The organism is Ruegeria arenilitoris, assembly GCF_013032445.1.
Classification (GTDB): Bacteria; Pseudomonadota; Alphaproteobacteria; order Rhodobacterales; family Rhodobacteraceae; genus Ruegeria; species Ruegeria arenilitoris_F.
On sequence record NZ_WQCA01000023.1, the window covers coordinates 1 to 18,907 of the forward strand.

The 18,907-nt window shown below is 55.8% G+C and carries 16 protein-coding genes and 2 pseudogenes; 13 read left to right on the forward strand and 5 right to left on the reverse strand.

Going from position 1 to position 18,907, the window contains the following annotated elements; translation table 11 throughout:
* From GOW98_RS26140 to GOW98_RS21925, 5 genes and pseudogenes are all read right to left on the reverse strand, one after another.
* Window positions 1–144, reverse strand: a pseudogene (locus GOW98_RS26140) (transaldolase family protein); the annotation flags it as partial.
* Between the two features lie 93 nt (window positions 145–237).
* A complete protein-coding gene (locus tag GOW98_RS21910; RefSeq protein ID WP_170336075.1) occupies window positions 238–798 on the reverse strand; it encodes a hypothetical protein in 561 nt (186 codons plus the stop codon).
* Window positions 799–905: 107 nt separating this feature from the next.
* The gene (locus tag GOW98_RS21915) at window positions 906–1,688 is read right to left on the reverse strand and encodes an ATP-binding cassette domain-containing protein (RefSeq protein WP_170336078.1); all 783 of its coding nucleotides are present in this window, start codon (window positions 1,686–1,688) and stop codon (window positions 906–908) included.
* Window positions 1,688–2,758 carry an ABC transporter permease gene (locus GOW98_RS21920; RefSeq protein ID WP_170336080.1) on the reverse strand — a complete coding sequence of 357 codons (1,071 nt, stop codon included), beginning with the start codon at window positions 2,756–2,758 and terminating at the stop codon, window positions 1,688–1,690. The genes GOW98_RS21915 and GOW98_RS21920 overlap by 1 nt, the downstream gene beginning before the upstream one ends.
* 117 nt (window positions 2,759–2,875) lie before the next feature.
* A complete protein-coding gene (locus GOW98_RS21925) occupies window positions 2,876–3,895 on the reverse strand; it encodes a sugar ABC transporter substrate-binding protein (protein WP_170336083.1) in 1,020 nt (339 codons plus the stop codon).
* Between the two features lie 186 nt (window positions 3,896–4,081).
* Here GOW98_RS21925 and GOW98_RS21930 point away from each other — a divergent pair, with 186 nt between their 5' ends.
* The 13 genes and pseudogenes from GOW98_RS21930 to GOW98_RS21990 all read left to right on the forward strand — a co-directional run bounded on the left by GOW98_RS21930 (window position 4,082) and on the right by GOW98_RS21990 (window position 18,903).
* Complete coding sequence (locus tag GOW98_RS21930; protein WP_170336085.1) at window positions 4,082–5,281, forward strand: ROK family transcriptional regulator; 1,200 nt, start codon at window positions 4,082–4,084, stop codon at window positions 5,279–5,281.
* A gap of 305 nt (window positions 5,282–5,586) precedes the next feature.
* A complete protein-coding gene (locus tag GOW98_RS21935; RefSeq protein WP_170336087.1) occupies window positions 5,587–7,317 on the forward strand; it encodes a sensor histidine kinase in 1,731 nt (576 codons plus the stop codon).
* Window positions 7,314–8,654: a sigma-54-dependent transcriptional regulator gene (locus GOW98_RS21940; protein ID WP_170336089.1), complete on the forward strand. Its 1,341-nt coding sequence runs from the start codon at window positions 7,314–7,316 to the stop codon at window positions 8,652–8,654. Before GOW98_RS21935 ends, GOW98_RS21940 begins: the two co-directional genes overlap by 4 nt.
* 125 nt (window positions 8,655–8,779) lie before the next feature.
* Window positions 8,780–9,790 carry a TRAP transporter substrate-binding protein DctP gene (gene dctP / locus GOW98_RS21945; RefSeq protein WP_170336091.1) on the forward strand — a complete coding sequence of 337 codons (1,011 nt, stop codon included), beginning with the start codon at window positions 8,780–8,782 and terminating at the stop codon, window positions 9,788–9,790.
* Between the two features lie 68 nt (window positions 9,791–9,858).
* Window positions 9,859–10,491, forward strand: coding sequence for a TRAP transporter small permease subunit (locus tag GOW98_RS21950; RefSeq protein ID WP_170336093.1), 633 nt, complete (start codon window positions 9,859–9,861; stop codon window positions 10,489–10,491).
* An 11-nt stretch (window positions 10,492–10,502) separates the two neighbouring features.
* Window positions 10,503–11,903 (forward strand): TRAP transporter large permease, encoded by a 1,401-nt coding sequence (locus tag GOW98_RS21955; protein ID WP_170336095.1) that lies wholly within the window; start codon window positions 10,503–10,505, stop codon window positions 11,901–11,903.
* A 171-nt stretch (window positions 11,904–12,074) separates the two neighbouring features.
* Entirely contained in the window at window positions 12,075–12,248 is a 174-nt protein-coding gene (locus GOW98_RS21960) for a hypothetical protein (protein ID WP_174823082.1), read from the forward strand.
* A 66-nt stretch (window positions 12,249–12,314) separates the two neighbouring features.
* Window positions 12,315–13,686: pseudogene (locus GOW98_RS21965) on the forward strand (transposase).
* Window positions 13,687–14,021: 335 nt separating this feature from the next.
* Window positions 14,022–14,705, forward strand: a complete 684-nt coding sequence (locus GOW98_RS21970) for an FCD domain-containing protein (protein WP_170336097.1) — start codon at window positions 14,022–14,024, stop codon at window positions 14,703–14,705.
* A 134-nt stretch (window positions 14,706–14,839) separates the two neighbouring features.
* Window positions 14,840–15,796 (forward strand): Bug family tripartite tricarboxylate transporter substrate binding protein, encoded by a 957-nt coding sequence (locus GOW98_RS21975; RefSeq protein ID WP_170336099.1) that lies wholly within the window; start codon window positions 14,840–14,842, stop codon window positions 15,794–15,796.
* Window positions 15,797–15,859: 63 nt separating this feature from the next.
* Window positions 15,860–16,321: a tripartite tricarboxylate transporter TctB family protein gene (locus GOW98_RS21980; RefSeq protein WP_170336101.1), complete on the forward strand. Its 462-nt coding sequence runs from the start codon at window positions 15,860–15,862 to the stop codon at window positions 16,319–16,321.
* Window positions 16,322–16,333: 12 nt separating this feature from the next.
* The gene (locus GOW98_RS21985) at window positions 16,334–17,842 is read left to right on the forward strand and encodes a tripartite tricarboxylate transporter permease (RefSeq protein WP_170336103.1); all 1,509 of its coding nucleotides are present in this window, start codon (window positions 16,334–16,336) and stop codon (window positions 17,840–17,842) included.
* Entirely contained in the window at window positions 17,839–18,903 is a 1,065-nt protein-coding gene (locus GOW98_RS21990) for an AbrB family transcriptional regulator (RefSeq protein WP_170336105.1), read from the forward strand. The genes GOW98_RS21985 and GOW98_RS21990 overlap by 4 nt, the downstream gene beginning before the upstream one ends.
* The last annotated feature ends 4 nt before the right edge of the window (window positions 18,904–18,907 follow it).

Consider the following 18,907-nt stretch of genomic DNA (forward strand, 5'->3'; position numbering starts at 1 on the left):
AGGTTCACGGTCTCCGCGGCAAACTGAGACTGGTTCGAATTCGCCTGACAGCACCCTTGGATTGGTGGTGACGCCATCCAATAATCCAAAATCTATCAGGTCTTTGATGTCGTTTACTTCTGCAGTGTCCACGAAGAATTTCATGAGCTTCCCTGATCGAATATGGGGTGGTTTTGGTCGCACCTGAACCCGCCTGGAGTAGCTACTTTGACGGATGGGTGTATCCGAAGCACGGCCTCAGAACGTGTAGCGCATCCCAAATTCGGTGTAGTTCTGGTTCAGTGTGAGATCCGCTTTCCTGCTATCACGGATGACGTGTTCCGCGTTGGGCAGATCGTTCGTTTTTGCGCGTTGCAGTGCAGTCTGCGGGTCAAAGCCATGCTTGATCCAGCGATGCTGTAGCCGGTTTTCGAGTTCCTCCAATGTGGGGCTGACAAAAACCGTTGCGGCGTAAACATCTGCCAACGTCCTCCACGGGTCGCTATTCATCAAAAGGTAGTTCCCTTCCACAACCACAATTGGAGTTTCAGGGTGAACCGCAATCGCATTGGCGATGGCCAAGTCCATTTGGCGATCGAATTTAGGATGAAAGGACTCATGCTGCGCGGATTGCAGCCCTCTGATTGCAGTGCAGAACCCAACTGCGTCGAAGGTTTCCGGCGCGCCTTTTCGGGACAGCAAGCCTCGCTTTTTCAGCACGCGATTGTCCAGATGATAACCGTCCATGGGTACCAACGTGGCTAAAGGAACCGCAGAGCTTTGTTGCACGTTCAGCGATTGAACGACGGTTTCTGCCAAAGTCGACTTTCCGGATGCAGGGGGGCCGGCGATTGCGACAATCGTCCGAACCCCAACCTGCCTCCGGGAGGAAATCAGGTCACAAACGCGCTTTGCATCGTGATCAATCACGCGGCGTCCTCTTTTGGAGGTTCCTTGGCGCCGGTCATAAAAGCCACGGCGTCCGACATCGTATAGTCTTTGGGGTCAATCGTACAAAGACGTTTGCCCAGCCGGTGCACATGGATGCGATCCGCGACTTCGAAGACATGCGGCATGTTGTGGCTGATCAGAATGATCGGAATACCACGCGCCCGCACGTCCTGGATCAGTTCAAGCACCTTGCGGCTTTCCTTCACACCCAAAGCAGCCGTCGGTTCGTCCATGATGATGAACTTAGTTGCAAAGGCCGCAGCACGGGCAACGGCTACGCCTTGGCGCTGGCCGCCAGAGAGAGTTTCGACCGCCTGATTGATCGACTGTACAGTCATCAGCCCAAGCTCGGTCAGTTTTTCACGGGCGAACTTCTCCATCGCGGGACGGTCAAGCTGACGCATGTATTTGCCCCTGAACCCTTGTTTGCGGATCTCGCGCCCCATGAACATGTTGTCGGCTATCGACAGGGCAGGGGACATGGCGAGCTGCTGATAAACAATCTCGATCCCCATGTTCCGGGCGTCGATCGGCGAGGTGAAATTGACCTTTTTGCCTTCGATCAGAATTTCGCCCTCGTCCGGGATCGTGGCGCCACAGATAGCCTTGACGATGGACGACTTTCCCGCGCCGTTATCTCCGATCACGGCAAGGATTTCTCCTTGCCGCAGTTCAAAGTCGGAATGGTCGATGGCGGTAACGTGGCCATAGCGCTTCACGAGCCCGCGACCTTGGACGACTGGAGTTGTGTCTGACATTAGCCCGATACCTTTCTGATCCACTGGTCGACGGCGACCGCCGCGATGATGAGAAGTCCGATGAGCAGGAAGGTCCACTGCGCATCTGCGCCCAGCAGCCTCAGACCCAGAGTAAACACGCCGACGATCAAAGCTCCGAACAACGATCCCAGAATGGAGCCTCGCCCGCCGAACAACGAGATACCCCCAATCACAACAGCGGTAATGCTCTCAATATTGGCCAATTGGCCGGAGGTCGGCGAGACCGATCCGATGCGCCCGATCAAAGCCCAGCCCGCAAAGGCACAGATCAAACCGGACAGCATGTAAACGGACATCAGGGTTTTGTGGACGTTCACGCCGGAAAGTTCGGCAGCCTCAGGGTCGTCTCCGACTGCATAGACATGCCGGCCCCAAGCCGTGTGTTTTAGCGCGTAAGCCAGCACGAAAATTAGAACGAGCATAAACATCACGCCAACTGTGAAGGTCGCGCCGCCGATGCTGAATTTTGTGCCAAAGAATTGCAGGAACGGGGCGTTGGCCTCGATATCCTGACTGCGGATTGTTTCGTTTGCGGAGTACAGGAAGTTTGTCGCCAGTACGATCTGCCACATGCCGAGCGTGACAATAAACGGCGGTAGCTTTACGCGACTGACCAGCCATCCATTGAGAGCGCCGATCAGGGTTCCCATTGCCAGCCCGCACATCACTGCAATGGGCACGGGGATGCCGTAGCGGAAGGTGAACTGACCCATAATGACGGATGAAAACACCATGATCGCACCGACGCTTAGGTCGATGCCGGCGGTCAGAATCACAAGGCTTTGTGCCGCGGCCACGATGCCCACGATCTGAACCTGTTGCAGGATCAGCGTCATCGCAAAGGGTGAGAAGAACTTTGAGCCCAGTAGCAGGCCAAAAATTACGATCGCGCCAACCAGAACGATCAATGGCACAAAGGATGGATTGACGTGGAGAAGATGCTGCAACTTCCCTAGAACACCACGCCGGTGATCTTCAAACTCCGCAACTGTTTCTGACGCGTTGGCGGCTGTTTCGAATTCCTGGGCGTTTTGGTTTGCTTCGGACATATCTCCCCCTTTTCGTGGCTGGCATAGCGTCCACGAAATCAGTTTACAGGAAGTTTCGGTTTGCTGGTGAAAGGATTGATGAGGCGCTGCGGCGCGCCTCACCCAATAGGGCTGTACTTAGCCCCAGCAGAGATTCAGGCCTTCTGCGACCGACAGCGACTCAACCCCATCAACCGGCTGGTCGGTGATGAGCGCCACGCCCGTGTCATAGAAATCTTTGCCGGGTGTGTTTTCGGGCTTCACGCCCTCTTCGGCCCATTTTTTTACGGCCTCAACACCAAGCGAGGCCATCAACAGCGGGTACTGCTGGCTTGTCGCCCCGATCACACCAGCTTCGACGTTTTGGACACCGGGACACCCGCCGTCGACCGAAACGATCAGTACGTCGTTTTCACGCCCGATAGATTTCAGCGCCTCATATGCGCCCGCAGCGGCCGGTTCGTTGATCGTGTGAACAACGTTGATGGATGGATCCTTTGCCAGAAGGTTTTCCATCGCGCGGCGCCCGCCTTCTTCGTTGCCGTCTGTCACGTCACTGCCGACCAGACGCGCATCGGTTTCGTCGCCGATGACGTTCGGGTCCGCCAGGTCCACGCCGAACCCGTCGAGGAAACCCTGATTGCGCAGAACGTCCACTGTCGGCTGGCTTACGTTCAGATCCAGCGTCGCGATCTTGGCATCGGCTGCGGCGTCACCCATTTTGGCCTTTGCCCATTGACCGATCAGTAGCCCGGCCTTGTAGTTGTCCGTCGCAAATGTTGCGTCCGCCGAGTCAATCGGGCTAAGCGGCGTATCCAGCGCAATGACCAAAACCCCCGCATCCCGTGCCTGTTTGACTGCAGGAACGATCGAGCTGGTGTCGGATGCCGTCAACAGAATGCCTTTTGCGCCGTCGAGAATGCAGGTTTCAATGGCCTGAACCTGAGTTTCATGGTCGCCATCAACTTTACCGGCAAACGCTTTGAGCGTCATGCCAAGCTCTTCTGCCTTGGCAGTTGCGCCTTCCTTCATCTTTACAAAGAACGGGTTGGTGTCGGTCTTCGTGATCAGGCAGACGGTTTCCCCCGCCGCTTGAGCGGTTGCCGCAGCCATTGTGAGCGCGGTCGCAGATACGGCAATCTTGAATAGATTTTTCATATTGTCCTCCCAGAAAAATGTTGTTGCCCCGCGTGGCGTTCCTGCGGGACGCGCCTCCATCCTCCAATGAAGGTCGTATTCAAGAAACTGTGATTCTAGCCCTTCTGTCAATTAATAAATAAAGTTTATTTATTAATTTGCGTCGCAATCTTTCCATAAGAAAACAAGGTGTTTATGTTCAGGGTTATGGAGAAAGAGGCTCTCAATATACTGACCGGAGGCGTAAGTCAAAGCGGCGTACGCGATCATAACGAACGCCTGATTTTGACAGTTTTACAACGACATGGACCCGCGGCAGGCGCGGACGTCGCGCGTCTGACGGGCCTCTCTCCTCAGACCGTATCCATCATTTTGCGCAAGCTCGAAAAAGATGCGATTCTCAAGCGTGGAACGCCACTGCGCGGGAAAGTGGGAAAGCCATCAATCCCAATGGAGCTAAACCCGGAAGGCATCTTGTCGGTGGGTATGAAGATCGGCCGGCGCAGTGCTGACCTGCTTTTGATCGACTTTACGGGCAAACCACGTCGCCAGCTCTCTACGACATATGACTATCCTCTGCCCGAGGCCGTTTTCGGGTTTCTGGAAACTGGTTTGGAAACGTTGCTGTCCCTTGAGCCTCACAGGCTACGCGACCGGGTTTGCGGCATTGGGATCGGGACTCCGTTCGAACTGTGGAAATGGCACGACCTGTCTGGGCTTGCCGCCGAGAAATTCAGGTCCTGGAAAAACGTGAATTTCTTTTCCGAGGTCGCCAAGTTCAGCGACCTGCCAGTTTTTGTGGTCAACGATGCGACGGCTGCCTGTCACGCCGAGCATCTTTATGGGCGCGGGGCCGAATATCGCGACTATTTTTATTTCTTCATCGGGTCAATGATCGGCGGCGGGGTCGCGCTGAACGGCACCGTGTTTGAGGGCAACCAGGGAAATGCAGGTGCCTTGGGCGCGATGCGAACGACCGGGCCTTTAGGCGAAAGCCAACAACTGATCGATACTGCCTCTCTGTTCCTGCTCGAAGACAGGTTGATCGAAGCCGGTGTCGATCCCCAAATCCTCTGGAAGAAGCCACAGGATTGGAGCAGCATTTCACGATTTGTCGAGCCCTGGATTGGGACCACGGCACAGGAACTTGCCAAGGCTGCCTTGTCTATTTGCGCGGTCATCGACTTTGAGGCGATTTTCATAGACGGTGCGTTCCCATCGGAAGTGCGGGAAGAGTTGGTTGCCCGGGTTCGTCGTTACCTCCTTAACCAAGACAAGCGCGGATTGATTCCTCCGGTCGTAGAAGCCGCAGCAGTTGGCGAAAACGCCCGAGGCATTGGAGCGGCAAGCAGCCCGATCTTCCGCCAGTTTCTATTGAACACCAATGCGGGGCTTTCTGGGATGTAGCTTAAGCTCATAGGGGTCAAGTCCTAGTCAAAAAGGAACCGCTCCTACTCAACGTGGAGGCTTTAGAACGGTCGCTTTGACGCAGCTGCATACAGTATCCAATTTGGCACCAGAGGACCGTTAAGGGCCGAAATCCGCTTGTGGAATGTAAATAGTTGTTTCGGCATGTTCGTTCATTGCTTTGCGTTCTCAAACCATTCGGTCATTTTTGTTTGGCCTGAACATCCAAATGTCGGAGTAGAACTCTTGGGATGGACGGATAAAACCTACTGTGATCCTATGCTGTCGCAGTTCATGGGCATTCAATGCGATCAATTTCGTATATTGTAGGTATTTTGGTAGCCATTGCCGCCAGCATTGGCCTTTATTTGGTTTCTTACCAGTACTTTGTTTCGGAGGAGCTTTCGAAAGCTCAGGGCCGGCTTTCTCTCTATCAAAGCTCGGTAAACAGCGAACTCGAACGATTTTCCCACCTCACATACGTGCTGTCACAGGATTCCTTTGTAATTGGAACAGCCGAAGGAGCCGGCACCGGCACTTTAAACCGACGCCTCGAGGATTTTGCAGACCAGGCGGGGCTGGATGCGATCTACCTGATGGACGAAGACGGGATCACGATTTCAGCATCGAACTACCGCGACACTGGGAGCTTTGTTGGCCAAAACTACGCTTTCCGTCCGTATTTCCAAACTGCCGTTTCTGGTGAACAGGGCCGCTTTTATGCCATCGGGGCAACGACCGGTCTGCCGGGTTACTTCATTGCAAATGCGGTTCTCGACAACCGGGGATCTTCTACTGGTGTCATAGCGATTAAGATCGATTTCTCTGATCTTCAGGTCAGTTGGAAAAACTCGGGCGAACAGGTATTTCTGGCCAATGAAGACGGTGTCGTTTTGCTTTCATCGAACTCGGATTGGCTGTACCGCGTCCTGACGCCATTGTCGGAACAGCAAAAAGAGAGGATCCGAAACGCCAGACAGTTTCCGGGACAAGATTTGGGTCCGTTGGATTGGGCTGAATTGCCGGGGGATCAGGCCAGAATTGCGGGGACGAAACGCCTGCATCTTGCAGCTACGGATTTACCCCATGGCTGGTCGCTTCATTATTTTGCAAGTGACGATCAGGCCGTTGCGCGCAGTTGGCTTGTAACAGCAGTTTTTGTCCTTTTGGCGGGGCTCGCATTTATCTTTTTCCAGATACAACGCGCAAGGCGGGTAAGCGCGGCCTTGGTGCGGTCCGAAGAGGAAGAAGCAAAGCTGCGCGAGGCAAATCAAAGGCTCGCCATCGAAATCGACGACCGCAAGACAGCCGAGCGGAGCCTCAAACGCACCCAAGGCGAGTTGGAGCGCGCAAGCCGACTGGCGGCTCTGGGGCAACTATCCGCGTCGGTCACGCATGAACTGGGCCAGCCCATCGCTGCGATGCGTAATCACCTAGTGGCAGAAGAGATCTCATCTTCCAGTGAGTCCAAGCTGCCGCAAAAAATCGGAAGCCTCGTGGACAGGATGGAAGGGATCACGCGCCAATTGCGGTTTTTTGCACAGTCAGAGAGTGAAGCGTTCGACGACGTAGACTTATGCACTTCGGTTAACGCCGCGTTGGCTCTGGTTGCGCCAAACATCGAGCAGGGCAAGGTGAAAATTTCAATTGATGCGTCGACTGGCCCGGCCATTATCCGGGGCAGTGCCCTGCGGATCGAACAGGTCATCACTAATCTTTTGCGCAATGCCATAGATGCTACGGATGAAGCGGATGGGCCTGAAATCCATATCGCTGTCATGACATCTGATGATGAGGTCGTGTTGGAAATTCAAGACAACGGTCACGGGTTGGGCGAGGCAACGCTGGCTGAGTTGCAAGAGCCATTTGTAACCACAAGAGAGAGCGGGAGAGGCATGGGCTTGGGACTGGCTATCTCCACCAGCATTGTCAAAGATCACGACGGCACAATGACGGCCCGAAATCGTAATGGCGGCGGAACAATTTTCCGTGTCACCTTCCCGATTGCCCCAATTACGGAAGAAACGGACGAATGACTCAGCAGCAACCCTTCAAAGTTCTGGTCGTTGATGATGACAAATCGATGCGACAATCTCTTATCGAGTTGCTCGAAGCCGCTGGATGGACTGTTAGCGCCCTGTCGCGCGCGACCCACGTGACTGAGTATCTGGCCAGCGCGTCGCCCGATGTCATTCTGTCCGATGTGCGTATGCCGGGTATGTCGGGGCTTGAATTGCTGGCCAGTCTGGACAGGCGTGTAGCGCCTCCGGTGGTATTGATTTCGGCACATGGTGACATCCCGATGGCGGTTCAAGCCATACAGGAAGGGGCGTACGGGTTTATCGAGAAGCCATATGAACCACGGCGATTGCTGACGGTGCTGAGGCACGCGGCTGAACAAAACCGAATGCGGAAAAGCAATGCCCGCCTCAAAGACCGGCTGTTCAAACTGTCAGGCCTTGACCGCATCCTGCTGGGCCAAACAGGAGCCATTACAGACTTGCGACAAGAAGTACTTGATCTTGCTGATACATCGGTTGCGGTTCTGTTGCAGGGGGATACCGGCACTGGGAAGGAGCTGGTTGCCCATGCTTTACATGATTTGGGCCGCTCGCCGGACGCACCGTTTCTGGCGCTGAATTGCGCCGCATTGTCGGCCGATACGTTTGAAGCGGAAATGTTCGGCGTCGCGGGTGAATCCGACGGAAGGCTTGTGGCGGCATCGGGTGGGACCTTGTTTCTGGATGAAATCTGCTCGTGCCCACCAGCGGCGCAGGCCAAGCTACTGAGGGTCATCGAAGATCAGCAGGTGCTACCGGTGGGGGCTGTGTTGCCAGTGCCAGTAAGCTTCAGGGTCGTGTCAGCAACCAACGAGGACGTTGTATTGGCAGCCGAGGAAGGCCGCCTGCGTCAGGACCTTTTGTTTCGACTGAATACTGTTGTCCTGTCTTTACCTCCGCTACGTCAAAGACGGGATGATCTGGTTCTGTTGGCAACGCATTTCTTGAACGAATACGCGCAGGTTTATGAGATAGACGCGCCAGAACTCGATCAGGACGATTTGGCCGCTCTGCTTGCACATGACTGGCCCGGCAATGTGCGTGAATTGCGCCATGTCTGCGAACGGCGTATTTTGGCGGCCCGGCGTGGAGGAGGGTCGGTGGCGCAGGCCATCCAGAGCGATCAGCACTTCGACGAAGTGCCCGATACACTGCGCGAAGCGGTTGCTGCTTTTGAACGCGAGCTCGTCGGCAAAGCCATCAAAGTACATAAAGGCCGCATGGATGCCGCCGCCGAAGCGCTTGGGATTGGCCGCCGGACGCTCAACGAAAAGATCGTCAAACTCGGCCTCGATAAAGAGGCACTGTTGTAGCTGAGACCACTCTGCGGATATCCGCAGGGAAACAGAAATTCCACGCGCATTTTCCTTCATAGGCAGGCTGCCGCGCATCCTGAATACTCCACCCAAGCGAATTGCGTGATCTGGGAGGAGCCTTTATGCGCAAACATCTTAACCGGGCGGCCATTGCTGCCCTGACGCTGACCGTTGCATCCGAAGCACTGGCCGTAGAATGGAACGTTTCTCTGTGGGGCAAGCGTCGTGCCTTCACCGAACATGTCGAGAAACTTGCCGAACTGGTGAACGAAAAGACGGGCGGTGAGTTCACACTCAACATCAGCTATGGTGGCCTTTCGAAGAACAAGGAAAACCTCGATGGGATTTCGATTGGCGCGTTTGAAATGGCCCAGTTCTGTGCTGGCTATCACCGCGACAAGAACCCCTCGATCACCGTCTTGGAACTGCCGTTTCTTGGTGTGACATCACTGGAGCAAGAGGTCGACTTGTCAATGGCCGTTTATCAACACCCAGCCGTTGTCGAGGATCTGGCCCGCTGGGACGCAACTCTGCTGATGCCGTCGCCGCTGCCGCAGTACAACCTCGTTGGTGTCGGTGAAGCACCCAAATCCCTAACCGATTTTGAAGGTCTGAGCGTACGGGCGACAGGTGGTATCGGCAAGGCGATGGAGACGGTAGGGGCAGTTCCGACCTCGATGTCTGCATCCGAGGTGCGCCAGGCAATGGACAGCGGCATCGTCAAAGCGGTCAGCTTTGCGCCACACGCGCATATGTCCTTCGGTACCATTGAAAATGGCACGTGGTGGACGACGAACCTCAACCCCGGCACCGTCAACTGCCCAGTCGTGGTGAACACGCTGGCACTGGAAGACCTTTCTGACGAACACCGCAAAGCTCTGCTGGGATCGGTGGATGAGGCACTGGATCACTACGTGAGCCACTATCAGACCAAAACGATGGAAGCGTGGGGCCCTGAGCTGGATCAGCGCGGCATCGAACGGGTCACTTTCAGCGATGAAGAAATCGCAGCGTTCAAAGAAGCCGCTGCCGCACCCGCGGCCGAGGCCTGGATTGCAGAAAACACCGAGCGTGGCCTACCAGCACAAGAGCTCTATGACCTTGTGACTGGGAAGATCGCAAACGGCAGCTAATCCACTCACAACCCGGCGTCGGCCAAGCTGGCGTCGGGTGCCCTTTCCCCTGACAGCGGAGTATAACGATGGCCGGGTCATCCCAGGTGCTGTCTGACGACAGCCGTCTCAGCATTCTCGATCAACGCCTTTACAAACTGGAGAGCTTTCTGGCCTTGATCAGCGGTCTTGCAGTTTTCTCGCTGATGGTCATGGCCGTGGTCTCCGTTGGTGGTCGGAATTTCGCCAATGCGCCACTTTCCGGTTACGTGGACTGGATCGAGCAGGCCATGCCGTTGATCGCCTTCATGGGGATCTCCTATGCGCAGCGTGACGGCGGTCATATCCGAATGGACATGGTTGTTGGAGCGCTTAGAGGCCGGACACTCTATATCGTTGAGTTCATCACCACCGCTGTCATTCTGGCGCTCATCGTTTTACTGATCTGGGGGAGTTGGGCGCATTTCGCACGCAGCTTTGACTTTGGTGCTCCCCTCTGGAGCCGCGATAGCTCCATCGACATCGGTATCCCGCTGTGGCCCGCAAAGCTTTTGGCCCCCGTCGCCTTCAGCGTGCTTTGCCTGAGGCTTGTTCTACAGCTCTGGGCTTACGGTCGCGCGATCCGGCACCCTGATCAGGCACCTATTGCCGTCCCACTAATAGCCGATGCAGCCACTCAAGCTGCAATGGAAGCCGAGCACGTCTCGAGCCACGACAACTGAGGTTAAATCTGATGGAACCCATTGATATTGGTCTGATCGTCTCGGGCGGTATGCTTGTTCTTGTGGTGTTGGGGATGCGCGTGGCTTTCGCCGCCGCGACAGCTGGCATGGTTGGTCTGATCTGGATCTTTTGGGCCAAGTTTGGGTACGACCCGGCGCGGTTCGGCAAGGCTGTGACTGTGGCCGTCAAAACAGCGGGGCAGGTGCCGCACTCCAAGATTTCAAGTCAGCCGTTGAGCCTTATCCCGACTTTCATCCTGATTGGCTACCTTGCCTATTACGCGGGCCTGACCAAAGCCCTGTTTGAAGCCGCGAAGCGGTGGCTGGCATGGGCACCCGGCGGGCTGGCGGTTTCGACCGTTTTCGCGACCGCTGGGTTTGCGGCAGTATCTGGGGCCTCGGTCGCCACTTCCGCTGTGTTCGCCCGTATAGCCATCCCCGAGATGCTGAAGATCGGCTACGACAAGCGTTTTGCTGCAGGTGTCGTCGCCGCAGGCGGTACGCTCGCCTCGCTCATTCCGCCTTCGGCCATTCTGGTAATCTACGCGATTATTGTCGAGCAGGACGTGGGCAAACTGCTGTTGGCGGGTTTCATCCCGGGCATGTTCTCGGCGGTAATCTATGGCTTGCTGATCATTGGCATGGCTGTCGTGATCAAAGGATTTGGCCCCGCAGTCACGGGATTTACGTGGAAAGAACGTTTCCTTTCGTTGCCGCCCGCATTGCCCATCGTGATTGTTGTCGTCACCATCATCTTCTTTGTCTATAACCCGTTCGGAGGTGATGCCTGGGGAACGCCAACCGAGGGCGGCGCAATTGGAGCATTCGTTGTGTTCCTGATGGCGCTGTATCAGGGCATGCGCTGGTCCGAACTTAAAGACGCGCTTTTGGAAACCGCCAAGCTGAGCGTCATGATTTTCACGATCATCTGGGGCGTTTTGGTCTACGTTCGTTTTCTTGGTTTCGCCGAACTGCCAAGTGCATTCTCCGACTGGATTACCTCGCTTGAGATGTCTCCTATGCTAATCCTGATCTGTATTCTTCTGGCTTACGCTGTATTGGGCATGTTCATGGATGCGATAGGTATGCTGCTGCTGACGTTGCCGGTAGTTTACCCCGCCGTCATGGCGTTGAACGGTGGTGAAGCCGTAAGTGCAGCCGAAAGTACCTTCGGTATGTCCGGCCCTATGTGTGCCATCTGGTTTGGCATTCTGGTTGTCAAAATGGCTGAGTTTTGCCTTATCACGCCACCTATCGGGCTGAATTGCTTTGTAGTGGCTGGCGTACGTGATGACCTGAGCGTTCAGGATGTTTTTAAAGGTGTAACGCCTTTCTTTCTGGCGGATGCCGCAACCATAGCGATGCTCGTTGCTTTCCCCGCGATTGTGCTATGGCTTCCCGGACAGGTTTGAATCACATGGGATGATTTTGGTGTGCGGTTTGCCGGAGCAGCTAAGGCCTGCATCAATCAGCTGCGCTGCAAAATACATGACACTTGTTCAATGGCCGGTAATGGGATGTACCGGCTGCTTCACCCAGCAAGTTAGGCTTGGCCTATTTCACCTGCAAATAGGAGAAGTAGTATGGCGAAGAGTAAGATAGACGAGCTGACGTCGGTTGGCATTGATATTGGCAAGGACAGTTTCCACATCGTGGCATTCGATCTCGATGGGCAGTTGGTGATGCGCAAGCAGATTAAACGGCTGGCAATGGTTAGGACCGCTTACTACTTTGGGACGCCGGGCTTGTTTTGTTGAAAAACTCTTGCTTGTTCGTGAGATAAGTCGCTGATTCAATTCTCCCCGAGGGTGGGAGGATTGGCGATGTTGGGACCGAAGCAGGAAGCGCAGGCGGCATTGTTGTACGAATTCTCGCTTGAGGATCATGTTCCCCAAGACCACCTGCTGCGCTCGATTGATCGGTTCGTTGATCTGGTCAGCATCCGGGTGCATCTCGCCGACTTCTACAGCCACACTGGCCGCCCTTCGGTTGATCCGGATGCTTCTGGTTGGGTATTGCTTCGGCATTCGGTCAGAACGTCGGCTGTGCGAAGAAGTGCATTTGAATCTGGCCTATCGCTGGTTCTGTCGCCTCGAATTGACCGACCGCGTGCCTGATCATTCGACGTTTTCCAAGAACCGGCATGGTCGGTTCCGCGAGAGTGAACTACTGCGTCATCTGTTCGAGGCGACTGTTACGCGTTGAATCGCGGAAGGTTTGGTGAGCGGTCAGCGAATGGCAATTGATGCCAGCCTGATTGAGGCGGATGCCAACAAGCAGAACTCGACACCCAAGGAAGAATGGGACGCCTCCAGCATCGACCCGACCGCTGCCCCTCGCGCCGTTCGCGAGTTTCTCGACACGCTGGATGAAGCTGCATTCGGTGCCGCCAGCGAGGTGCAGCCGAAGTTCACCTCCCATTCTGATCCGGCCAGCCAATGGACGGCGGCCCGTAAAGGCCCTGCTTTCTTTAACTATTCCGACATCTATCTGATCGACGCCGATCACGGCGTCATCGTCGATGTGGAGGTGACGCGTTCAATCCGGCAGGCTGAGGTTGGATCGACGAAGACCATGCTGAAGCGGGTAAAGGCCAGGTTCGATCTGCACCCTGAACGCCTGATCGCTGACACGGCCTATGGCACCGGGCCAATGTTGGGCTGGCTGGTTGACCGCAAGATTGCACCGCACATTCCTGTTTTTGATAAATCCGGTCGCAACGATGGCACCTGGACCCGCGCCGACTTCGAATGGGATGCCAAGAACGACCAGTACATCTGCCCAGAGGGTCACGCCCTCAAACAGTTCCGTCGCAACTACTCGGACCCGAACCGGGGTTCGACCGGCAAAGGTACGGCGCGCTATCGCGCCTTGAAAGAGATCTGCCAAACTTGCCCATCTAAAGCCAAGTGCTGCCCGAACGCTGATGCCCGCAAGATCAGTCGCGAAGAAACAGAAGACGCCCGTCAGGTTGCAAGCGACATCGCCAACACCCGCCATTACGACATCTCGATGAAGCTCCGGAAGAAGGTCGAAATGCTGTTCGCCCACCTCAAACGCATCCTAAGGCTGGGGCGGCTCCGATTACTCGGCCCATGCGGCGCAAATGACGAATTCCTCCTCGCTGCCACCGCCCAGAACCTCCGCAAATTGGAAAAGATCTTTCCTGCACCGCGGCAAACGCGAAAAGCCTGACCAGAAAGGCGTTCGAGTTGTGCTCAGGTCACCCACTTCTGCGCCAGCAAAACGTTGTTTTTCAACAGAATAGGCGGACACCGGACCTTCGCTGCATCTGCGAGAGCGACTTCGCCAATCTGTTATAGCGGTCATTCACAATCGGGTGTGAAGCATCTTCCCTGTTGCATTCGATGCCAAGTCACCAATGCGTAAAAAAGCCGCTTTGTGTTTTGAATATCCGCGCGGGGCGAGTCATAAAGTCCAATGTTGAACCGGTTCGAAGTTCGCCACCAAAACCAGCTCGGACGCGCTTACTGTTGACAGTTAACTGATGTAGGAACACATTTAGCAATATGAGAACGTCAACATCAACAAATTCCGCCACCCAAGCAATTAGTCAACGAAGGGCGAATACCATCACCTCTATTGCCGTTGATGCGATCGAGGAAATGATCGTGTCAGGGGAACTGGTTGCGGGTGACAGGATCAATGAAAGTACGCTGGCCGAACGTCTCGGAATAAGCCGTGGGCCGATCCGTGAAGCGTGCAGAAGTCTCGAACAGGCCGGGCTTTTGACCAGCAAGGTCAACCGAGGCATGTATGTTCGTGAAGTATCTCTGGATGAAGCACGGGACTTGTACGAACTGCGAGGAGCCATTGCTGGGCTTGCGGGCGAATTGATCGTAAAGCGTGCAGATGATGCTGAAATTGCAAAACTAAGTGGCCTTGTGGATCAGATGCAGGTGGCTGCGGACAAGAGCAACACAGCGGATTACTACAAACTGAATTTGCAGTTCCACGATGCTTTGGTGATCGCGGCCCGAAATAGTTCGCTTGAAGATACCTACCGGAAAATTGTCAACCAGCTTCACTTGTTGCGAAGACGTGGGCTTGTCCAGGAAGGTAACCTTCAGGTTTCAAATGCCGAACATAAAAAAATTGTCGCTGCGCTGATACAACGAGATGCTTCTGCGGCAAACAACGCGCTGCGCGAGCATGTTTCCAACGGCCTTACGCGTCTGATCGCGTCTCTTTAGAAACCTCCGAGAGTGTCCTCCGAGGCGTAATGGTCGAATTCCATAACTGAAAACTGTAGACAGTTTACAGTCAACAATGATACCCACTGCAGTTAGCGGCCGTATCTGGCTGGCGAAATCAATGGGAGGACACCATGAAAACACTTTCTCGTATCGCTGCTGGTGCGATGATCGTGGCGGCGCTTGCTACATCGTCGGCGGCAGAGGAATATCCGTCACAGCCGATTGAGGTTGTAACTCACGCATCTGCAGGAGGCGGGACAGATACGACCGCGCGAACGATGCTAATTCGTGCGCGTAAAGAGCTTGGTGTGGATGCCTTTGTGCAAATCAAGAAGGGGGGCGGAGGTGCCGTTGCCATGAGTTATGCCTCGGGCAAGCCAGCTGATGGTCACACCTTGATGGCGATTACCCCCACACATCTGATTACTATGGCCCGGGGCCGCGCGCCGATTGGCATAGACGACATCAAGGGGATCGCCCGTTCGACGGATGACCCGATCATTGTCGTCGTCAACAAAGACACAGGTTTTGAGAGCCTTGAGCAGTTGATAGAGGCATCCAAGTCCTCGCCCATCAAATGGGGTGGAACTCAAGCTGGCGGCATTGACCACATCGCAGCGATGACCTTTGCCAATAAATCCGGTGCCAAGGTCGCCTACGTTCCTTTTGATGGCGGTGGTGCCATGATTACGAACTTGATGGGTAAGAACATTCAAGCGGCTGGACTGAATTTTGGTGAGGCCGTCGATGGAATCGAGTCTGGTGATTTCGTGCCACTGGCGATCATGGCGCAGGAGCGTCTGGGCGTCCTGCCAGATACACCGACTATGGCCGAACTTGGTATCGATGGCGTCAATTTCTCGACGGTACGGGGCGTCATTGTGATGGCAGATACCCCCAAAGATCGGGCGACCATGCTGGAAGAGAAGCTGATCAAAGGCATGGAGCACGGCACTTACCAGGCGTACCTGGAAGGCATTGGTCTTGATGCAGGCTCGGTTGCAGGCTCCGAGGTCTGGGACGCCCAGATCCGCGAGATGTACGACAACATCTACGCGACCCTCGAAGAGCTGGGCCTGCGCAAGTAAGGCCCCCTCCCGACCGTCCGCCGCCACGGCGGACGGTCACTCGTTCCAGTGGAAGGGAACCCCATGAAACTCTCTCGCGACTTTGTCGCAGGCGGGCTGATACTCGTTCTGTCGGCAATCCCTTGGTGGGTCACAACCACCTTTGACTCTGATCCTCTGGGCATGGCGCAGGGTATGCCTGCGACGCACATGCCGCGCCTGATCCTTGGTGTGATTGCTGTTCTGACCGTCATCATGATCCTGCAAAGTCTTGCAAATGGCGGTGAGGCCCCGGGCGAAGTGCCGCCCTGGCAAATGCCGGCAACGGCGGCTGTGCTTGGCTTGGCAGCCATCCTGTTCCCAACCCTTGGTGTGCCGCTGGTGTTCTTCTGCGTTTGCCTGGTTCTGCCGATGATGTGGGGGGCGCGAAACTACGGCGCAATTTTGGCTTTTTCCGTTGGCGTGCCGGTCGCAATCTACGTGGTCTTCAAAATGCTGCTTGGCCTGCGTTTGCCCATGGGCCCGCTTGCGGCTCTTGGGCTTTGAAGGGAGGAAAACATGGACGTTCTTGGCGGATTTCTTGAAATCATTCAGCCCACGACCCTGCTGCTGATCATGGTAGGGACAATCGTAGGTGTTCTGGTCGGCGCCCTTCCGGGATTGTCGAGCTCAATGGCAGTCGCGTTGCTGCTACCGTTTACCATCTATCTGGAGCCAATCCCTGCAATCGCAATGCTTGCTGCGCTTTACTGTGCCGGAACGTTCGGCGGAAGCATCACGGCGATCCTTATCAATGCCCCGGGCGCGCCACCTGCGGCTGCGACCGCGTTTGACGGGTACCCCCTGGCCAAGAATGGTGAGGCAGGTAAGGCGCTCGGGATGGCTGCTGTTGCAAGCGTCGCGGGCGGTATTTTCTCTCTGATCGTATTGATCCTGGCCGCGCCCGCACTGGCAACGATTGCCTATCGGTTTGGCCCGCCTGAGTATTTTGCCCTTACGGTTTTTGGCTTGTCGATGCTTGCGTCGATCAGCGGCAAATCTGCAGTCAAAAACTTGATCGGTGGCGCCTTTGGCGTTCTGCTTGCCACCGTTGGCGTTGACCTGACCACCGGTGTCGAGAGGTTCACCTTCGGTGTGCCCCAGCTTTACGAAGGTATCAGCTTCATCCCCGTTCTAATTGGGTTGTTTGCCATGGCCGAACTGTTGGACCAAGCCGGGCAAAAAGACACACCGCTGGAACGGTTCAGCATGTCTGCGCTGAAACTGCCGACAATCGATGACTTCAAGCGCGTGTGGAAGACCATCCTGCGCAGCTCCGGTCTGGGGACGTTTGTAGGCATTCTACCTGCTGAAGGCTCAACTGTTGCTGCGATGATGGGCTATAACGAGGCCAAGCGCTGGTCAAAAAACAAGGACAATTTCGGCAAGGGTGAGATCGAAGGTGTCGCCGGTCCCGAAGCTGCAAACAATGCGGCGACCGGAGGGGCGATGGTTCCGACACTGGCGCTGGGAATACCGGGCTCGGCGACGGCTGCCGTCATTCTGGGTGGCCTGCAGATCCACGGCTTGCGTCCCGGCCCATACCTGTTCGAGAACCAGCCCAACCTGCTTTATGCAATCTTCTTTGCCATGCTAATAGCGAACTTTGTGTTCCTTGGTTTCGGCCTGATTGGCGCTAAGCATTTCTCGCGCATTTCGCTGATCCCGCGCCAGTTTCTCTGGCCGACAGTGTTTTGCCTCTGCGTGGTTGGTGCCTACGGTGTCGGACAGTCCATGAGCGACGTCTACATCATGCTGGTCGCCGGTTTGGTCGGGTACTTCCTGAACCGAGCCGGGTTCTCACCGGCGCCGATCATCATGGGGCTCGTACCGGGGCATCTGGTCGAGAACTCTCTGGCCCAATCCATGATCTTGTTCGATCAGGACATGAGTCAGTTCCTGACGCGCCCGATTGCGCTGTTCTTCTTCGCGCTGGCCATCCTCAGCATTGCGTCCTCGCCACTCAGCAACTGGCTGAAAGGTCGTCGTCGTGCGGACGCCCCCGTGTACAGAGACTTGAACGAGTGACCCTCGGCGATCTCGGCATAACCCGGGGCTTTCTACTGGCTCTGTTGCCTGCCGCACTCGGGGGCAGCCTGTGGGAGGCACTTGGCCTCCCGCTCGGCTGGTTGATGGGTGCGGCAGTGGTGACCGGTTGCTTTGCGATGTGCAATGTCGAGGTCGTTGTTCCAAAACCGCTCTATAAGGTTTCGCTTGCGGCTTTGGGGGCTGGCGTCGGGCTGTCCATCACCCCGGATGTTGCAGCCACGCTGCTGGTCTGGGCGCCTGTGATGATCGTCGCCGGTTGCCTGGGTATTGCGGCCGCGGTGTTTGTGACACCCCTCCTTGCCCGCTTTGGACGGATGGAAAGCAGCACCGCGTTTTTCTCGCTGCTACCCGGTGGTGTCATCGAAATGGCGAACGTCGGTGAAAGCCACGGAGCGGACCGAACAGTTGTCGCCGCGTTGCATGCTGTGCGTGTGGCTTTGGTCGTCGGCCTGTTGCCATTGGCGCTTTACGCGTTCTTTCCTACATCCGGCGACCCTATCCAGGATGTGGTTCTGCTGAACTGGACCCATCTGGTCCTGGTCATCCTTGTTGGAGTTGCCGGTGGGTGGGCCGCTGCCCAATTGGGGTTACCTGCCGCTTGGCTGCTGGGTGCACTGATCGCTGTTGGACTGCTGTCATCCTTGGGCTTTTCAAGCGGCCGCATGCCAGCTTTCCTGATGGCCGGTGTGCAGGTTCTGGTCGGTATCTCTCTGGGCGCCGGGTTCCGGCGGGATCGCCTGTCTTCCATTCCGGGGGCGCTTGGCGCAGGATTGCCTGTTCTTCTTGCGATCATGGTGGGAATGGCGGCTGTCGCTGCCTTGGCAAGTTTGATCATGCCCCTCAGCCTGCCAACTCTTGTTCTCTGTTTCTCCATAGGCGGTATGGCCGAAATGGTTCTGACCTCAAAGGTCTTGGGCCAGAACGTCGCACTTGTCGCCGCATTCCAGGCGGTTCGTGCCGTCTTGGTTAACGCCTGCGCCGGTGTTGTCTGGCGCAATCTTGTTTCCCAATCCGATACTTCCATCACCCCGAAAGGATGAGACC